At 66.0% G+C, this 16,717-nt stretch carries 17 protein-coding genes and 1 pseudogene; 12 read left to right on the top strand and 6 right to left on the bottom strand.

Annotation, left to right across the window (positions count from 1 at the left end):
* The first annotated feature begins 610 nt into the window (after positions 1 to 610).
* The 3 genes from DIE11_RS32090 (at position 611) to DIE11_RS32080 (ending at position 3,098) form a co-directional block, all read left to right on the top strand.
* Positions 611 to 940: an H-NS family nucleoid-associated regulatory protein gene (locus DIE11_RS32090; protein WP_124629457.1), complete on the top strand. Its 330-nt coding sequence runs from the start codon at positions 611 to 613 to the stop codon at positions 938 to 940.
* 266 nt (positions 941 to 1,206) lie between these two features.
* The gene (locus DIE11_RS32085; protein ID WP_059600685.1) at positions 1,207 to 2,454 is read left to right on the top strand and encodes an MFS transporter; all 1,248 of its coding nucleotides are present in this window, start codon (positions 1,207 to 1,209) and stop codon (positions 2,452 to 2,454) included.
* Between the two features lie 77 nt (positions 2,455 to 2,531).
* The gene (locus DIE11_RS32080) at positions 2,532 to 3,098 is read left to right on the top strand and encodes a DNA-binding protein (protein WP_124629456.1); all 567 of its coding nucleotides are present in this window, start codon (positions 2,532 to 2,534) and stop codon (positions 3,096 to 3,098) included.
* A 42-nt stretch (positions 3,099 to 3,140) separates the two neighbouring features.
* Here DIE11_RS32080 and DIE11_RS32075 read toward each other — a convergent pair.
* The 3 genes and pseudogenes from DIE11_RS32075 to DIE11_RS32065 form a co-directional block, all read right to left on the bottom strand.
* Positions 3,141 to 3,284, bottom strand: a pseudogene (locus DIE11_RS32075) (polyamine ABC transporter substrate-binding protein); the annotation flags it as partial.
* Between the two features lie 211 nt (positions 3,285 to 3,495).
* Complete coding sequence (locus DIE11_RS32070; RefSeq protein ID WP_059600681.1) at positions 3,496 to 4,188, bottom strand: pentapeptide repeat-containing protein; 693 nt, start codon at positions 4,186 to 4,188, stop codon at positions 3,496 to 3,498.
* Positions 4,189 to 4,272: 84 nt separating this feature from the next.
* A complete protein-coding gene (locus tag DIE11_RS32065; protein WP_124629455.1) occupies positions 4,273 to 4,911 on the bottom strand; it encodes a TetR/AcrR family transcriptional regulator in 639 nt (212 codons plus the stop codon).
* A gap of 264 nt (positions 4,912 to 5,175) precedes the next feature.
* On the opposite strand from DIE11_RS32065, the gene DIE11_RS32060 reads away from it, so the two are divergent.
* Positions 5,176 to 6,363 carry a beta-propeller fold lactonase family protein gene (locus DIE11_RS32060; RefSeq protein ID WP_124629454.1) on the top strand — a complete coding sequence of 396 codons (1,188 nt, stop codon included), beginning with the start codon at positions 5,176 to 5,178 and terminating at the stop codon, positions 6,361 to 6,363.
* A gap of 169 nt (positions 6,364 to 6,532) precedes the next feature.
* Here DIE11_RS32060 and DIE11_RS32055 read toward each other — a convergent pair whose 3' ends face one another.
* Both DIE11_RS32055 and DIE11_RS37275 read right to left on the bottom strand, forming a co-directional pair.
* Positions 6,533 to 7,291 (bottom strand): hypothetical protein, encoded by a 759-nt coding sequence (locus DIE11_RS32055; protein WP_124629453.1) that lies wholly within the window; start codon positions 7,289 to 7,291, stop codon positions 6,533 to 6,535.
* Between the two features lie 144 nt (positions 7,292 to 7,435).
* Complete coding sequence (locus tag DIE11_RS37275; protein ID WP_006750603.1) at positions 7,436 to 7,570, bottom strand: hypothetical protein; 135 nt, start codon at positions 7,568 to 7,570, stop codon at positions 7,436 to 7,438.
* A 392-nt stretch (positions 7,571 to 7,962) separates the two neighbouring features.
* On the opposite strand from DIE11_RS37275, the gene DIE11_RS32045 reads away from it, so the two are divergent.
* The 6 genes from DIE11_RS32045 (at position 7,963) to DIE11_RS32020 (ending at position 12,843) form a co-directional block, all read left to right on the top strand.
* Positions 7,963 to 8,394, top strand: a complete 432-nt coding sequence (locus DIE11_RS32045) for a hypothetical protein (protein WP_124629452.1) — start codon at positions 7,963 to 7,965, stop codon at positions 8,392 to 8,394.
* A 102-nt stretch (positions 8,395 to 8,496) separates the two neighbouring features.
* The gene (locus DIE11_RS32040; protein ID WP_124629451.1) at positions 8,497 to 9,309 is read left to right on the top strand and encodes an alpha/beta fold hydrolase; all 813 of its coding nucleotides are present in this window, start codon (positions 8,497 to 8,499) and stop codon (positions 9,307 to 9,309) included.
* Positions 9,310 to 9,494: 185 nt separating this feature from the next.
* Positions 9,495 to 10,664 (top strand): class C beta-lactamase, encoded by a 1,170-nt coding sequence (gene ampC / locus DIE11_RS32035; protein ID WP_124629450.1) that lies wholly within the window; start codon positions 9,495 to 9,497, stop codon positions 10,662 to 10,664.
* Positions 10,665 to 10,757: 93 nt separating this feature from the next.
* Positions 10,758 to 11,111, top strand: coding sequence for a hypothetical protein (locus DIE11_RS32030; RefSeq protein WP_124629449.1), 354 nt, complete (start codon positions 10,758 to 10,760; stop codon positions 11,109 to 11,111).
* A gap of 160 nt (positions 11,112 to 11,271) precedes the next feature.
* Complete coding sequence (locus tag DIE11_RS32025; protein ID WP_059600841.1) at positions 11,272 to 11,526, top strand: hypothetical protein; 255 nt, start codon at positions 11,272 to 11,274, stop codon at positions 11,524 to 11,526.
* Between the two features lie 144 nt (positions 11,527 to 11,670).
* Entirely contained in the window at positions 11,671 to 12,843 is a 1,173-nt protein-coding gene (locus DIE11_RS32020) for a 4-hydroxybenzoate 3-monooxygenase (protein ID WP_124629448.1), read from the top strand.
* Between the two features lie 78 nt (positions 12,844 to 12,921).
* Here the strand turns inward: DIE11_RS32020 and DIE11_RS32015 are convergent, their stop codons facing one another.
* Positions 12,922 to 13,821, bottom strand: coding sequence for a helix-turn-helix domain-containing protein (locus tag DIE11_RS32015; RefSeq protein ID WP_124629447.1), 900 nt, complete (start codon positions 13,819 to 13,821; stop codon positions 12,922 to 12,924).
* A 183-nt stretch (positions 13,822 to 14,004) separates the two neighbouring features.
* On the opposite strand from DIE11_RS32015, the gene DIE11_RS32010 reads away from it, so the two are divergent.
* Positions 14,005 to 14,841, top strand: a complete 837-nt coding sequence (locus DIE11_RS32010) for an SDR family NAD(P)-dependent oxidoreductase (protein WP_124629446.1) — start codon at positions 14,005 to 14,007, stop codon at positions 14,839 to 14,841.
* A gap of 85 nt (positions 14,842 to 14,926) precedes the next feature.
* Positions 14,927 to 16,708, top strand: a complete 1,782-nt coding sequence (locus DIE11_RS32005) for an FAD-dependent oxidoreductase (protein ID WP_260437231.1) — start codon at positions 14,927 to 14,929, stop codon at positions 16,706 to 16,708.
* Positions 16,709 to 16,717 lie beyond the last annotated feature (9 nt).

Genomic DNA, 16,717 nt, shown 5'->3' with positions numbered 1-16,717 from the left:
GGATTCACAAGACTGCGAACCGCGTGCGACCGTCTTCGGTCCGCGCCGACAATGCAACCCGGGCGACGATGCTGAATGACATGGCCGACGTCGGTGTGTCGCCGATCGCGTTCAGCGAACCGCTCGCGCGGCAGGCGCCCGTGTCTCGCGCTCGACTGGCCGTTCGACCGCTAGCGAGTCGATGCGCGCGGCAGCGACTCGCCGCTGCATCCACTACACGCACGCGTGCAGCTTCGGCACGCAAACCGCTGCACCAGCGCCGACGCTCGCCAGCTGGCGCAGGCAAGTGTGCGCCGGACCGCAAAAGTCCTCGAACATGACGGATGCGCACTGCTATCATTCGCGCCATGCCGCGCCTGTGCCCGGGCGCGGCGCCAGGTGGCGAGGAGGTCGCCACCGATGGCTCGCCGCGCGCTTGGACGCGGCGCGTCATGTGTTGCGTGCCGATCCCGTGTGGATTTCGACGACGGCGTAGCGTTCGGCACACTTCGAAAGTCTTACAGGTCCAGGCCAACGAGTCACATATCGCAACACCGATTGACGGAACTTCGTGATAGGTTCGGCCATCGGAGGTTTTTTGAATAAAAACATGCCCAAAGAGGATGAATACATGACCCAGGCTCTGCGGGATCTCGAAGCACAACTTCGGGACCTGAATATCAAGCTGTCGGAAGCCAAGCAGAAGGAGAAGCAAGCCGCGCTCGCGGCATTCAAGGAGCAGGTCGAGTTGTTGGGCATCTCGCAGCAGGAAGTGCTGAGCGCCCTCGGCTACATCGTCCAGCGAAAACGCAAGGCGCCAGCCAAGTATTACGATCCGACGACCGGCCGTTCGTGGTCGGGCCGTGGCCCGCGACCCAAATGGCTCGAAGGCAAGGATATCGATACGCTGCTCGTCGATCGCGAAGCCAAGACCTGGTGGCCCGGCGACGATCAGGGTTGAGGCTGCACCGCACCGGCACCGCTCCGGTGTCGTTCGACCCGCGCCGGAGGCGACGTCGGCCTCGCAACACCCGCTTCATCGCGTTCTTTTGGTGTCCCGCCTGACTGCGGGATCGCCGGTTTCAATATCTTTCAGATTCATTTCATGCGCTGCCTGCTTCCATTCCCGGAAGCGGGCAGCGCGGCGCTTTCCGCGTGTGCGTCCGGCGCCCGTCATGCGCGGGAACAGGCTTTAGAATGTCGCCCGGACATTTCCGGCAGGACACCATGGCAGCAAACATGAAATCTTCGGCGCTTGGCGATCCGGCGGCGCCGCGCGACGAGCAGGTCGGGGCATACGCGTGGAAGGCGCTGGCCGGTTCGGCGATCGGCTATGCGATGGACGGCTTCGACCTGCTGATCCTCGGCTTCATGCTGCCGGCGATCACGGCGGCATTGCAGCTGACGCCCGGGCAGGGCGGCGCGCTCGTCACGTGGACGCTGATCGGCGCCGTCGCGGGCGGCATTCTGTTCGGTGCCCTGAGCGATCGTTACGGCCGCGTGCGCGTACTGACCTGGACGATCATGCTGTTCGCGGTCTTCACCGGCCTGTGCGCGTTCGCTCAGGGTTTCCGGGATCTGCTCGTGTATCGGACCATCGCGGGCATCGGCCTCGGCGGCGAGTTCGGAATTGGCATGGCGCTCGCGGCCGAAGCGTGGCCGGCGAGCAAGCGGGCACGCGTCTCGTGCTACGTCGCGCTCGGCTGGCAGGCCGGCGTGCTGCTCGCCGCGCTGCTGACGCCGATGCTGCTGCTCCATGTCGGCTGGCGCGGGATGTTCGTGGTCGGCGTGCTGCCCGCGCTACTCGCGTGGATGCTGCGCAACCGGCTGCACGAGCCGGAAGTCTTCGTGCAGCGCGCGACGCGGCCGCGCGCCAACGCGTTCCGGATGCTCGTCGCCGACGCCCGCACCGCGCGCACGAGTCTCGGCATCGTGATCCTGTGCTCGGTACAGAACTTCGGCTACTACGGGATCATGATCTGGCTGCCGACCTTTCTGTCGAAGCAGATGGGCTTCTCGCTGACGAAGTCGGGGTTATGGACGGCGGCGACCGTCGTCGGGATGATGATCGGCGTCTGGGTGTTCGGGCAGCTCGCCGATCGCATCGGCCGCAAGCCGACGTTCCTGCTGTACCAGCTCGGTTCGGTCGTGACGGTCATCGTGTATGCGCGGCTGTCGGATCCGACGGCGATGCTGTGGGCCGGCGCGCTGATGGGGATGTTCGTCAACGGGATGGTCGGCGGCTACGGCACGCTGATGTCCGAAGGCTATCCGACCGCCGCGCGCGCGACCGCGCAGAACGTGCTGTGGAACATCGGCCGCGCGGTCGGCGGCTTCGGGCCGGTGGCGGTTGGCGCGCTGGCCGCGCACTACTCGTACCAGACGGCGATCGCGCTGCTCGCCGGCCTCTACGTGCTCGACATGGTCGCGACGCTGTTCCTGATCCCGGAACTCAAGGGCGTCGAACTCGAATGATGCTGCGCGGCGCGCGCCGGGTTTCGCGACCCGGCGCCACGGCACGGTTCAATTCAATTTCATCACCGGAATTCACGATGCAACGCAACAACCGAACGATCGGCGTGATGGGCTCGGGCAAGGAACCATGGCTCGCGTTTTCCGAGCCGCTCGGCGCATGGCTCGCGCAGGCCGGCTTCAACCTGCTGACGGGTGGCGGCCAGGGCGTGATGCTGGCGGTCGCACGCGCATTCGTCGGCGTGCCGGGGCGGGCCGGCCGGTCGATCGGCATCGTGCCGACGCAGGCCGATCCGCACGCGGGCTTCGTGCCGCTAGACGGCTATCCGCATCCGTTCGTCGAGATCCCGATCCTCACGCCGCTGCCGCGCCGCGAACCGGGCGCCGATCCGCACACCATCAACCGGAACTACGTGAACGTGCTGAGCAGCGACCTGATCGTCGCGCTGCCCGGCGGGCACGGGACGGCCGAGGAGATCGCGCTCGCGCAGCGCTGGCGAAAGCCGCTCATCTGCCTCAGGCCGGACGGCGAGTTTCGGGAACGCGCCGCGGGCGTGACGTGCACGTCGTCGCTCGACGACGTGATCCGGTTCATCGACGCAACATTCGCGGCGGCGTTGCCGTATGCGGAGCGGGCGCAGGGATAGTGGCCGTGGCCGTCGCGCCGTTGCCCGACGCGAGCTGCCCCGTCAGCGCCCGGTCTTCAGTTGCGCCCACAACCGGTTCTGGAGCCGGCGAATCTCGGGCGGAATCGGCTTGAGCAGCGTCATCTTGCTCAGTACCTCGTCGGCCGGATAGACCGACGGATCGCGCGCGATCGCGGGCTTAACGAAGGATGTCTCAGGATTTTCCCTAGTCATTCGAGTGCCGATGGGTTCGGTCGGCGAATATGAGCGCACGGGTCGTGCGTGACGCGAGCCGGTCGGAATGCCGCTGAAGTGATGAGAATATTCGACAGATTGCCGGGCGGCATTTGCCGCATGCGCGGCTCGCGAGCGAAGTCGCGAATATCGGCCGCGACGCGAAGAAATGCGTGTGCAGTCGTCAAGCGACCCGGATCCCCAGATTCTCGATCAGCATCGCGGCCTGGTCATACGAGATGGTCGCGCCGCGCAGCACGCCCGACGCGAGCAGCTTCGGCGTGCCGCCGAGCTCCACGTCGCGCAGGTCGGCTCCATCGAACCGTACGTCGTTCAGATGCGCGTTGCGCAGGCTGCCGCCTTCGAACACGGCATCCCGAAAGTCCGTGCCGGCGAGATCGGCATCCGAGAAGTCGAGCGCCACGAGCCGCGTCTTCCGGAACGAGAAACGTCGCAGGCTCGCGCCGACCAGCAGCGTGTTCGAGAATTCGATGCCGAGCGACTTGCATTCCTCGAAGTCGGCGCCGGTGAGCCTGCATTCGTCGAAGCGTGCGGAGCCGAGCTTGCTGCGGCGCCAGCTCGTGTTGTTGAGATCGCAGGACTGAAACTGCGCGTCCTCGAGATCGGCCGACGCGAAGCTCGCCTGGCGCGCGCGGCAGCGAATCCACGCGGTCTGCGCGAGCGTCGCGCCGACGAACGACGCTTCCGCGAGCGCGCAGCGCTCGAACCGCACGCCGCGCAAATCGAGCCGCGACAGGTCCGCGCCTTCGAGGTCGCAGTCTTCGAGACGAATCGGCGCGGGCGAGCCTTCGACGAGAAGCAGCAGGTCGGCGCGATCGAGTGTTCGGCCGGAGACGGAAGCTCCGCAAGTCGTCATGGGGAAATCCAGTGTGAGTTGAAAGGTACGTGGCCGGTATCGGATGGCATCGACCGGGTTGCGCGACATCGCGCGCGCTGCCGTTCAGCGCGCCGCCTTCATCCTGGCCGCGGCCGGCTTGCCGGCCGGCTCGCGCCGGAACGTCCACAGGATGCGCATCTGCGCGCGCATTGCCTGCTCGTCAGCCGGAATCAGGGAGTACGCCAGCGCGATGCGGCTGATCAGCGCGATGACGTCGTCAAGTGCGGGCACCTGCGCGCCGTGCAGGGCAGCGTATTCGCGGTACGGCTGTTCCAGCACGCGTTGCCACATCGGCGCGACGTTCTCGACGATGTAGCCGAACACTTCCGTCGAGACGCTCGTGGCGAGATAGTTGTGGTGAAAGCCGCCGTGATGACGATCGCGGTAGCGCACCGCGAAGCACACGCTTTCCGCGCAATAGGCCTCGAAGTCGTGCTCGAAGCCGGTGAGCGCGCGCTGCATCTCGTCGAAGAAAGCGGCATTCTCGACGCCGATCACGCCCTGGATCAGTTCCTTCTTCGTGCCGAAATAGCGGTACAGCGTGCGTCGAGAAATGTTCGCGCGACGTGCGACGTCGTCGATCGACAGACGGTCGATCCCGTGCTCGATCATCGCGTCGAGCGTCGCGCGCAGGATTGCATTTCGCCCGTCGTTGACACTGTCCATCCTGCTGGCGTCGCCCCAGCGCAGTTGCCGATCCATCCTTTTCCTCGATGCCGCGCGTTGCGCTGCGTGTGCCGGTGTGCCGACCGAATGCGTCGGTTCGGAATTCTCGCACACTTTGTCACAAATTAATTAGTCTGTGACATAGCGTTGGGCGCATCAACCCGCCCGGCGCGTTCTTGAGCGGCGGGCGCGAGACGCCGGATTCGCGCGCTTTCGTGCATCATGCGGTTGCATCGGCCCGTCGAGCAGCAGGGCCGTGCGAATCATTGCGTCCGCAACCGATCCGGAGAACCGACCGCCATGCATTCGAATCTCTTTCGCCTTCGTCGCGCCCGCCTGCTCGCCGCGCTGACGCTCGTCACCACTGCCGTCGCCGCGCACGCGGCCGACTGGATCGTGTCCGGCAACGACGGCAAGTACCAGCGCGTCGAAGGGCGCGATACCTATCTCGCGTCACCGCCCGCCGACACGCTGACGCTGCTCGACGCGAGCGTATTTCCGCCGAAGGTCGCGTTGCAGGTCGATGTCGAGAACGGCATCCAGGGGCCGCCGCAGGCCGTCGCGATCGCGCCGGGCGCAAAGCTCGCGCTGGTCGGCGCGCCGACGCGCTACGACATGAACGCGAAGCAGCTCGTGTACGACACGTTCCTGCAGGTCGTGGACCTCGATGCGTCGCCGCCGGCGATCACGCGTATCGAACTCGGTACGCACCCGCAGGGGATCGTGATCGACCGATCGGGCCGGCTCGCGCTGGTGGCGAACGTCGACGGCAGCGTGTCGATCCTGCGGATCGACGGGACGCAGGTGACGCTCGACGGCAACCTGAAGATCGGCAAGAAGCGGCTCGCGGGGATCAGCTTCACGCACGATGGCAAGCATGCGCTCGTGTCGCTGCGCGATGAGCAGGGCGTCGCGGTGCTGAACGTCGACGACGGCAAGGTGACCGACAGCGGCACACGACTGAGCACGGGCGTCGCGCCCTATACGATCGACGTATCGAGCGACAATCGCTGGGCCGTCGTCAGCAACGTCGGCCTCGCGGGGCTGCCGGGCTACACGGGCACGCTCGCGGGCGATGCGGATTCGGTCGCGCTGATCGACGTGTCGCGCACGCCGTTCCGCACGGTCCAGTACCTGACGGTGCCGTCGCTGCCGGAGGGCGTCGCGATCTCGCCGAACGGGAAGTGGATCGCCGTGCAGGCGATGGACGGCTCGAACCTGACGGCCGACAACCCGGGCCGCCGCAAGCTCGGCAAGGTGGTGCTGTTCGAGATCCGCGACGGTCGTGCGGTGCAGACGAGTGAAGTGCCGGGCGGCGAAGCCGCGCAGGGCATCGTGTTTACCGCCGATAGCCGGCACGTGATCGTGCAGTTCAACGTCGAGCGCCAGCTCGCGCTGTATGCGGTCGAAGGCGGCAAGCTGCGCGATACGGGCAAGCGCATTGCGCTGTCGGGCGGGCCGTCGTCGTTGAGGACGTTGCCGCGGTGATGTGTTGAAGCGTTGACGGGCTGGTCGATGCGCGCATCGAGCCGGGCCGGGATGCGGGGCTGCGCACGCAGCCCGACGCTGCGGCGCTGGCGACGGTCAGCCGCCTTCCGCAAGCCGGACGGCTCGCGCCGCTACGCGTCGCGCAGCGCCAGCCGTTCGCGCACGCGGGTCATTGACCGAGCAACGCCGGCAGGTTGCCTTCATAAAGATGAACGCCCACGTGGACGGTCTTGAACCACGAACACGCATACAGCTTGCCTCCGCACATCCGCCATTTCCTGCAGAAAGACAGATCCTCCGACAGCGAGCGCCCGTCGGGTTCCCTCAGGAATTCGAAATGCTCGTACATGGTGGTCGAATTCGGCGACAGGTTTTGATAGCTCGGCGGGAACTGGACCTTCGTCTCGGGAAAAGCTTGCGCCATCTTCTCGAACACGCCGCGCGCGATCATCATCAGACCGGCGCCGCCCGAGTGGATTTCGGAAACCGAATCGAGCTGGATCCGGGGCGCGGAACCGTCCACCGCATACACGGTCTGGCTGTAATCGGAGCTGAACAAGGCGAGCCGTTCGGGCGGTGCCGACGGATCCGAGCGCGCGGCCTCGGCGACCGCCGGCCAGTTGATGCTCTTGGACGGATACAGCCCGAGCATCACGTCGTGCTGCTGTTCGAACATCCGGATCACGTCGCTGCCGCGAAAGCCGATGTCCGCATCGATGAACATCATGTGCGACAGGCCGCTATGCAGGAAACGCTCGACCGCGACGTTTCGTTGCTGATGCAACAATGCGGTGCCGCTCACGTAGAAGTATTCGAACGCGAGGCCGGCACTCAGGCACGCACGCTGAAGCTCCAGCAACCCGTTCACGTAGGGCAGATAGCACATGCCACCGTAAGCGGGCGTGGCGACGAAAATGCCTTGTTTCATGGTCGGATGGCGGTCGTGGGTGATTGCCGTGTTCGCACTGCGCGAGGATGACGATTCTGACCAGCATCTTACGCTGCGTCACGGCCCGCCGGTCGGCATTTTTCAGCGCAGCGGCAAATCGCGTCGCTGCACGCGCCGTCGCCGTTACGGACGCAACAGGTCGAATCCGCCGAATACGACCACGCCGCTAAGCGCAATCATCGCGACCGAATGCTGGCCGAAATAGAGAATCGCGGCAGCGAGCCACGTGGTCAGGCAGAAGGCGCCGATGCGGGCCATCGTGAGTTCCTCGAAATGCGTGATGAAGGGCGTGCGTGCCGGAGTCGGCGCGTCGTCATGTCGATGCGGGCGCGGGGCTCGCGCATCGACGGCGCCGGAGGGCATCGCGTATCGGGCCCGACCGGGCGGGCGCTAACGCGGGGGTAGCCCGCGAGACCTTTGCCGGAAGCAGCCGGTGTGCTGCGGCAGCAGGCCAGCGGGCGATTTTACCAGCGTCGACGGTCGGCTAATCTGGCCCCTTCGCGACAATCGACCGTACGCGCTTGGCAACCGCCGCTTCAAGGCACTTCGGAGGTCGGGGCTAAAGTTTTATCTGACGAATACCGTAAACAAGTTGCAAGGTATTCCCTGTTCAACCAACCCGAGTTGCACACTCATTACGGACCGACACGATGCAGATCGATCTTTCTTCCGCCGCTCAGACTTCGCTTGCCACCGGTCAGGCGACTGCCAACCCATCCGGCACCGGTGCCGCGCCGACGGCGACTTCCACCGCGTCGTCGTCGACGGGCAGTGCCGCGCCGGCCGGCGGCGCGGGGCAGACGCCGGGCGCGTCGGGATCCTCGGCCGCGGATCCCGCAGTCACGCAGCTCAAGCAACTCATCGAGCGCTTGCAGAAACAGCTTGCGCAAGTGCAGCAGCAAATGGCGGCCGCCGCGCAGCGCGCGAAGAACGATCCGGCCGCGGCGATCGAGCAGCAGACGCTGAGCGCGGAAGCCAGCACGATTTCCGCCGCGCTGTCGACGGCGATCGCGCAGCTCGCGCAGGCGATCCAGAAGTCGGGCGGCTCGACGTCCGGCGGGCTGGTGTCGACGCAGGCCTGACGGCACGGCGCCGCATCGTCCCGCCGCGCGCGCACGCGTCGCGGCACGCTACCCCGCGCATTACAATCCGAAGCTCGTCTCCCTCGAAAGGACGGCAGAACGATGAATGCGGAATTCACCGACGACGATCTCGTCCGCTTCGACGCGCAAGGCGGCACGCCGCTGCCGGCGGCCGACACCGAAGGATGGCTGGACCACGACGGCGCGCGCATCTGGCACGCGTCGTTCGGCCATGGCGCGCCGGTCGTGCTGCTGCACGGCGGCCTCGGTCACGGCGGCAACTGGGGTAACCAGGTGCCGGCATTGCTCGCGGCCGGCTACCGCGCGATCGTGATCGACAGCCGCGGCCACGGTCGCAGCACGCGCGACGATCGCCCTTATTCCTACGAACGCATGGCCTCCGACGTGCTCGCGGTGCTCGATGCGCTGCGCATCGGGCGCGCACGCTTCGTCGGCTGGAGCGACGGCGCGTGCGTGTCGCTCGTGCTGGCTGCCCGCGCGCCGGAGCGTGCGGCGGGCGTGTTCTTCTTTGCGTGCAACATGGATCCGGGCGGCGCAAAGGAGATGGTGCCGGGCCCGCTGATCGACCGCTGCTTCGCGCGGCACCGCAAGGACTACGTGCGGCTGTCCGCGACGCCGGGCGAGTTCGATGCGTTCGTCGCGGCCGTCAGCGAAATGATGCGCACGCAACCGGATTACAGCGCGGCCGACCTCGCGGCGATCGCCGTGCCGGTCGCGATCGTGCAGGGCGAGCACGACGAATTCATCCGCCCCGACCATGCAGCGTATCTCGCACACACGATTCCGGGTGCGACGCTGACGATCCTGCCGGACGTGAGCCACTTCGCACCGCTGCAGCGGCCGGCGCGCTTCAACGCCGCGATGCTGGCATTTCTCGACCGGTTGCCGAACTGACGTCCGCATGGCCGGTTCACGCGCCGCATAAGATTTTCTTTAGGCTCGCGCAAAATTTCATCGATTGTTGGCAAGCGGCCGGCGGGGGATAGTCCTGCTCGACAGGCCGGCTGCCCACGGTCCTCGCGCGGCGCGGCCGGACCTGTTGTTCACGCAACCATCATAAAATCGAAGGAACCGCAATCATGCGATTCAACGCGATCCGCATCGCCGCGACCCTGTTCGTCGCCGCGTGCGCCGCTGCCATGGCTGGCCGCGCGGCCGCTGCCACGCAGGACGAAATTCACGACACCGTGACCCGCCACGTCGCGCCGCTGATGAAGCAGTTTGCCATTCCCGGCATGGCGATCGGCGTCGTCGTCGACAGCAAGCCTTATGTGTTCGACTACGGCGTGATGTCGACGCAAACCGGCAAGCCGGTGACCGGCGACACGCTGTTCGAGATCGGCTCCGTCAGCAAGACGCTGACCGCGACGCTTGCGGCGAACGCACAGGAAGGCGGCGAGCTGTCGCTCTCGGACCCGGCCGGCAAGTACCTCCCCGCGCTGCAGGGCAAGCCGTTCGGCGTCGTCACGCTGCTCAATCTCGGCACGCATACGCCCGGCGGAATGCCGCTGCAGGTGCCGGACAGCATCCGCGACGACGCGGACCTGATGCGTTATCTCGACGCGTGGCGGCCTGCATACGCGCCGGGCACGCGTCGCACGTACTCGAACGTCGCGATCGGGATGCTCGGTTTTCTCACCGCGAAGGCGATGCATGAAGACTTCACAGTGCTGATGGAACAGAGGCTGTTCCCCGCGCTCGGGATGACGCATACCTACATCGACGTGCCCGCCGCACGCCAGGCCGATTATGCGCAGGGTTATACGCAGGACGGCAAGCCGATCCGGATGACCGGCGGCATGCTGTGGCAGCCGGCGTACGGCGTCAGGACGACGGCGGCCGACCTGCTGCGCTTCGTGCAGGCGAACATGGGGCTCGTCGAAACGTCGCCGCGGCTGCAGCGCGCGCTCGAACGCACGCATACCGGCTATTTCCGTGCGGGCCCGTTCACGCAGGACCTGATCTGGGAACAGTATCCGTATCCCGTCGCGTTGCCGACGCTGCTCGCGGGGAATGCCCCGCCGATGCTCCACAACGCGACACCCGCGACCGAACTCGAGCCGCCGCTCGCGCCGCGCGCGGACACGTGGATCAACAAGACGGGGTCGACCAACGGCTTCAGCGCCTATGTCGCGTTCGTTCCCGCGAAGCGGATCGCGATCGTGATGCTCGCGAACCGCAGCTTCCCGATCGAGGATCGCGTGAAGACCGCGTACGGGATCGTCGAGTCGCTGCACGGCAAGCCGTAACCTGAGTCGCGTCCGCCCGCGTGGTTCGGCAACTGGACCGGACGAGTGCGCGAACCGCCGGTCGGCAAGGGCATGCGCGGCCGGCGCCGCTGAGTGGGTTCGGTCGCCGCACAGCGAGACGGGACCCGCGCTTCCTCTCACGCCCGTTCTTGCGACGATCGCCTTGATCGTGCTGCGCACGGTGCCAATCCGCTCGCCGTGCGTGCCGCTGCCGATGTCGGTCGTGATGGTCATTTCCGCACGCATGAGCGTGCCTTGGATATCCCCATTCCCAGATTGCCGCACGCGCCGCATCGCGCGGATGCGGTGCGATCGATTCAAGCAGTCATCCTCAATATTGTGGATGCCGTCGCGAGGCGGAGCATCTACGATCGTCAGCGAAGGATCGCAATGCGGATGCAACCGACGCGGCACAACGGCGACGTTTCGAAGGCTGCGCGGCAATGATCCGATGATATGAACTAAATCGTTGCGCGGATCGGCGGTGTTCTGACACAGAGCGCGCGTACCGTGACGGGAAGCGAGTACGACGTGTTCCCCGAAAAGACCATGCGGTGACGCGGCGATGACGACAGGCCAGGGCAGTGTTGCGGGGGGTATCGATCAGATGCTCACGAGAGACTATGTGGAGCGCGAGCTCTCTCATATCGAGAGAATGGTCGCGCTGCTGGAAAGCGATGCCGATAGCGGCGATGCGGCGATGCCGTGTGCGATGCGTGTGAGTCGTCCGAGTTACTGGCGCGGGCGGATCGAAGCGCTGCTGGCGATCCCCGACATGCCGCGCCATGTGACGGAACTCGCCAATGGCCTGCTCGCGAAGATCGACGGGATGGAGTCGCGCCTGGCGACGGTGAAACCCTGACCGAGTGGGCGCACGCCACGGATGGCGCGAAGCGCATCCGGCCTTTATCTATTATCGAGATAGTCCATATTCCGGATATCGCGTTGCGGGATAGCGCGTGCCGCCGCCAAACTTGCGCAAAATCAATTCCACCCGGAGACATTCATGCGTACGCAAGTCGGCATCATCGGCGCGGGGCCCGCGGGCCTGCTTCTTTCCCATCTTCTTCATCTGCGCGGCATCGAGTCGGTCGTCCTGGAGTCGCGCAGTCGCGAACAGATCGAGTCCACCATTCGCGCCGGCGTGCTCGAACAGGGCACGATGGACGTGTTGACCGAAGCCGGCGTCGGCGACCGGATGAAAGCGGAAGGCGCACTGCATCACGGCTTCGAACTCGCGTTCGAAGGCAAGCGCCGCCGCATCGATCTCACCGAACTGACCGGCAAGGCGATTACCGTCTACGCGCAGCACGAGGTGCTCAAGGATCTCGTGGCCGCGCGTGTCGCGGCCGGCGGTGCGCTGTACTTCAACGTATCCGGGACGACGATTTCCGGCATCGAGACCGATGCACCGTCGATCCGCTTCGTGCACGACGGTGTCGAACAGACGCTCGACTGCGATTTCGTGATCGGCTGCGACGGCTCGCAGGGCGTGTCGCGCACGATGATCCCAGCCGAATTGCGGCAGGACTACGAACGGGTCTTTCCGTTTGGCTGGTTCGGCATTCTCGTCGAAGCGCCGCCGTCGTCGGACGAACTGATCTATGCGCGCCACGAGCGCGGCTTCGCGCTCGTGAGCACGCGTTCGCCGAACGTGCAGCGCATGTATTTCCAGTGTGACCCGAAGGATTCGGTCGACAACTGGTCCGACGATCGTATCTGGGCGGAGATGCATGCGCGTGTCGATTCCGCCGACGGCCAGCGGGTCGTGGAAGGCCGGATCTTCCAGAAGAACATCGTCGGCATGCGCAGCTTCGTGTCGACGACGATGCAGCACGGCCGGCTGTTCCTCGCCGGCGATGCCGCGCATATCGTGCCGCCGACCGGCGCGAAGGGCCTTAATCTCGCGGTGTCCGACGTGCGCATCCTGACGTCCGCGTTGCAGGCGTTCTATGACGAAGACCGCACCGACCTGCTCGACGCATACAGCGAAACCGCGCTGCGCCGGATCTGGCGCGCCGAACATTTCTCGTACTGGATGACGCGCATGATGCATCGTCTCGACGACGCGTCGCCGTTCGAGCAGCGTTTGCAGGTCGCGGAGCTCGAGCACGTGACGACTTCGCGCCCGGCGGCGATGGCGATGGCGGAAAACTACGTCGGTGCCGTCGCGGTCTGACGTGCCGCTAGCGGGTCGGCTGTTCCGGTCGCGACACCCTGGCGTCGCGACCGGTTCCACCGGCTGAATCGGGCCGGTTCAAGACTGGCCGGGCATCAGCTCGCGATGGGCCGATTCCCTGAATTCGCCCGGTGTCTGGCTGGTCTGCTTGCGGAAATAGCGGCTGAAGTACGCGCTGTCCGCAAAGCCCATCTCGTGCGCAATCTGCTTTACGCTCAGATTCGAATAAACCAGCTCGCGTTGCGCTTCCCGGATCAGATGCGCGTTGACGACCGCCGTCGTCGAAATCCCCAGCTCCTCGCGGCAGACACGCGCAAGCTGCGCGGCCGTCACGCCGAGCCGCTCCGCATAGAATTCCACCGGTCGATGCTCGCGAAAATGCGCGTCGATCAGCTCGCGAAAACGTCGCAGCAACGTCCCGCGCCGGTCGATGCCGGCATGCGACGGCGCTGCCGCGAGATCGCTCAAGCGCGCGACATGCACGACCAGCGCGACGAGCAGCGCCATCCCGGCCGCGCCGCGGCCGCGTGACGTGCTGCGGAATTCCTGTTCGAGCAACGCGAACAGCGGCATCAGCATCGACACGCTCGCGTCCGGCCCCTTGACCGGAATCATCGCCGCACGTTGCAGGGTCGACAGCGCGCCCGGCGCGACCGTCTTGACCAGCTTTTCCAGCGCGTGCTGCACGACCGTGACCACGAGGCCGTCGATTTGCGGCGAGAACTCGAAAGCATGGACCGTCTGCGCGGGCAGCAGCACGAGGCACGGCGGCGCGAACGTGTGCTTCCCGCTCTCGATCACGACATGCCCTTGCCCGCCGCGGATGTACAAAATCTGCAATAGCGCATCGTGGCGGTGCGCGGCGATATGCCAGTCGTTCGGCCGGCTGCGCTCCGGTATCCATTCGAAGTTGAACGCGTCGTACCAAGGCGGACGAGCCGATTCGCCATACAGATCGTAGTTAGGGATTCTCCTCATGCCGCGCGGCCTCCTGTGTACAAATTGTCCTGTTGCTTGCGGCGTTTGTCCAGTTTTCGCGCGATGCGCGCTTCTATACTTTTCTCATCGACGTAGCGCTTGCAACTGACGCATCGCGCGACGTTCCGGCAGCGTATGCCGGATCGATCCGGACATTTCAAGTCTATTTAAAGAGGAAACCTAATGATATCGCAAGCAGACACCCGACAGGCGGACTGGCTTCGTCTCGACGGGCAGGTGTGTGTCGTGACGGGGGCGGCGGGCGGCATCGGTACATCGATTGTCGAAGCGCTCGTGGCAGCCGGTGCGCGGGTCGCGTTGCTCGACCGTGACGCGGACAGGACGATCGCCGTCGCGGAGCGGTTGCGGACGGCAGGCGGCGATGTCGTCGCGATCGGATGTGACATTGGCGACGCGGCGAGCGTGAGCCAGGCCGCGGAACGCGTCGAGCGCGATTTCGGTCCCGTCGACGTACTTGTGAACAACGCCGGCCTGTTGCGTGCCGGCGGCATCGAGACGATCAGCCTGAACGCATGGAACGCGATGCTTCAGGTCAATCTCACCGGCTACATGCTCTGCTCGCAGGCGTTCGGCCGCGCGATGCTGGCACGCGGCTCGGGCTCGATGGTGCATGTCGCGTCCATCGCGGCGCGCTACCCGCAGACGCATAGCGGTGCGTACAGCGCGAGCAAGGCAGCGGTCGCGATGCTCGCGCGGCAGCTGGCGGCGGAGTGGGGGCCGCGCGGCATCCGCAGCAATACGGTGTGCCCGGGGATGATCCGCACGCCGTTGTCCGAAGCGTTCTATCAGAGCGGCGACATCGAGGCGCGACGCAGCGCGATGACCGCGAGCCGGCGCATCGGCCGCCCCGACGACATCGCGAACGTCGTCGCCTTTCTCGCGAGCCCGCGCGCCGCGTATGTGAATGGGGCGGAACTGGTGGTTGACGGTGGACTCGACGCGATGCTGATGGATCTCGTTCCGCGGCCTGGCTATGAGGCCGGTGCCGGCGCAAGGTAGTTCAACGACATTGCCGCGCGTGATGCAGACACGCCGCATTCAGCGGCGTGGCGGCGCGGCTGTTCCATCCATGGAGGAAGACATGATGAACGATCGGCATCGTTCGAAGCACGTCACGTGCGATCTGCTCGTGATCGGTTCGGGAGCGGGCGGCCTGTCCACCGCGATTACCGCGCGCAAGGCCGGCCTCGACGTGATCGTCGTCGAGAAGGACGCGTGCTTCGGCGGCACGACCGCGTTTTCCGGCGGCGTGCTGTGGATCCCCGGCAATCGCCACGCGAGTGCAAACGACGTGCGCGATACGCGCGAGGCGGCACGCACGTATTTGCGCGGCGAAACGGGCGCGTTCCGTGACGACGCGGCAATCGAGGCCTTTCTCGAGCACGGCCCGCGCATGCTCGAATTCTTCGAGCGCGAAACGGACGTGAAATTCGTCCCGACGCTGTATCCCGACTATCACCCGGACCAGCCAGGCGGAGTCGACATCGGCCGCTCGGTCGTCGCCGCGCCGTACGACGCGCGGCGGCTCAGGCAGGATCTCGAGCGCCTGCGTCCGCCGTTGAAGACGATCACGTTTATCGGGATGATGTTCAATTCGTCGAATGCGGACCTGAAGCATTTCTTCAACGCAACGCGCTCGCTCAAGTCCGCGTGGTACGTGACGAAGCGGCTCGCCGCGCATCTGAAGGATCTCGCGCTGTACCGGCGCGGCGTGCAGATCACGAGCGGCAACGCGCTCGCTGCACGACTCGCGAAGTCGGCGCTGGACCTCGGGATCCCGATCCTGACGAACACGCCCGCACGTGAACTGGTGACCGACGGAGGCCGCATCGCCGGCGCGACGGTCGGGGCGGAAGGCGAGACGTATCGCATTACCGCGCGCCGTGCGGTCGTGCTGGCAAGCGGCGGCTTCTCGCACGACGTCGCGCGAATCGCGCGTGCGTATCCACACGTTGCGCGCGGCGGCGAGCATGTGTCGCCCGTGCCGGCCGGCAACACCGGCGACGGCGCGAAACTGGCCGAGCAGGCCGGCGGCCGCGTGGAGATTCGCTATCCGCAACCGGCCGCATGGATGCCCGTTTCGCGCGTGCCGCTCGGCGATGGCCGTTTCGGGGTGTTTCCGCATCTGCTCGATCGCTACAAGCCGGGTGTCATCGGCGTGACCCGTCGCGGCACGCGTTTCGCGAACGAATCGAATTCCTACCACGACGTCGGTGCGGCGATGATCGCCGCATGTCGCGACGAGACAGAGACGGCGATGTGGCTCGTGTGCGATCGCGCGACGATCCGCAAATACGGGCTCGGCTTTGCGAAGCCCGCACCGGTGCCGCTCGGGCCGCTGCTGCGCAACGGCTATCTCGTGCAGGGCCGTACGTTGGCGGAACTCGCGCAGCGGGCCGGTATCGATGCGGCGAATCTGGAGGAAACCGTGCGGCGCTACAACCGCGACGCCGCGCGTGGCGAGGATCCCGAATTCGGCCGCGGCACGACGTCGTTCAACCGCTATCTCGGCGACGCGGACCATCGTCCGAATCCGTGCGTGGCGCCGCTCGGCGACGGGCCGTATTACGCACTGAAGGTCGTGATGGGCGATCTCGGCACCTTCGACGGAATCCGCACCAACGCGGTCGGGCAGGTGCTGGCAGCCGACGACCGGCCGATCGCCGGCCTGTACGCGGTCGGCAACGATCGCGCCAGCATCATGGGCGGAAACTACCCGGGTGCAGGGATCACGCTCGGTCCGATCATGACGTTCGGCTACCTGAGCGCGCGCCATATCGCGGGGCTCGTCGACCTGACCGGCCTCACCGAACCGACACCGGGCGCTGCCGTGGCGCATCCCGCCGACGCGCGCGCGACCGCGTGAACCCGGAGC

This window comes from Burkholderia sp. Bp9012, assembly GCF_003853825.1.
GTDB classification, from domain to species: Bacteria; Pseudomonadota; Gammaproteobacteria; order Burkholderiales; family Burkholderiaceae; genus Burkholderia; species Burkholderia diffusa.
This window is presented reverse-complemented; position numbering and strand designations above follow the sequence as displayed.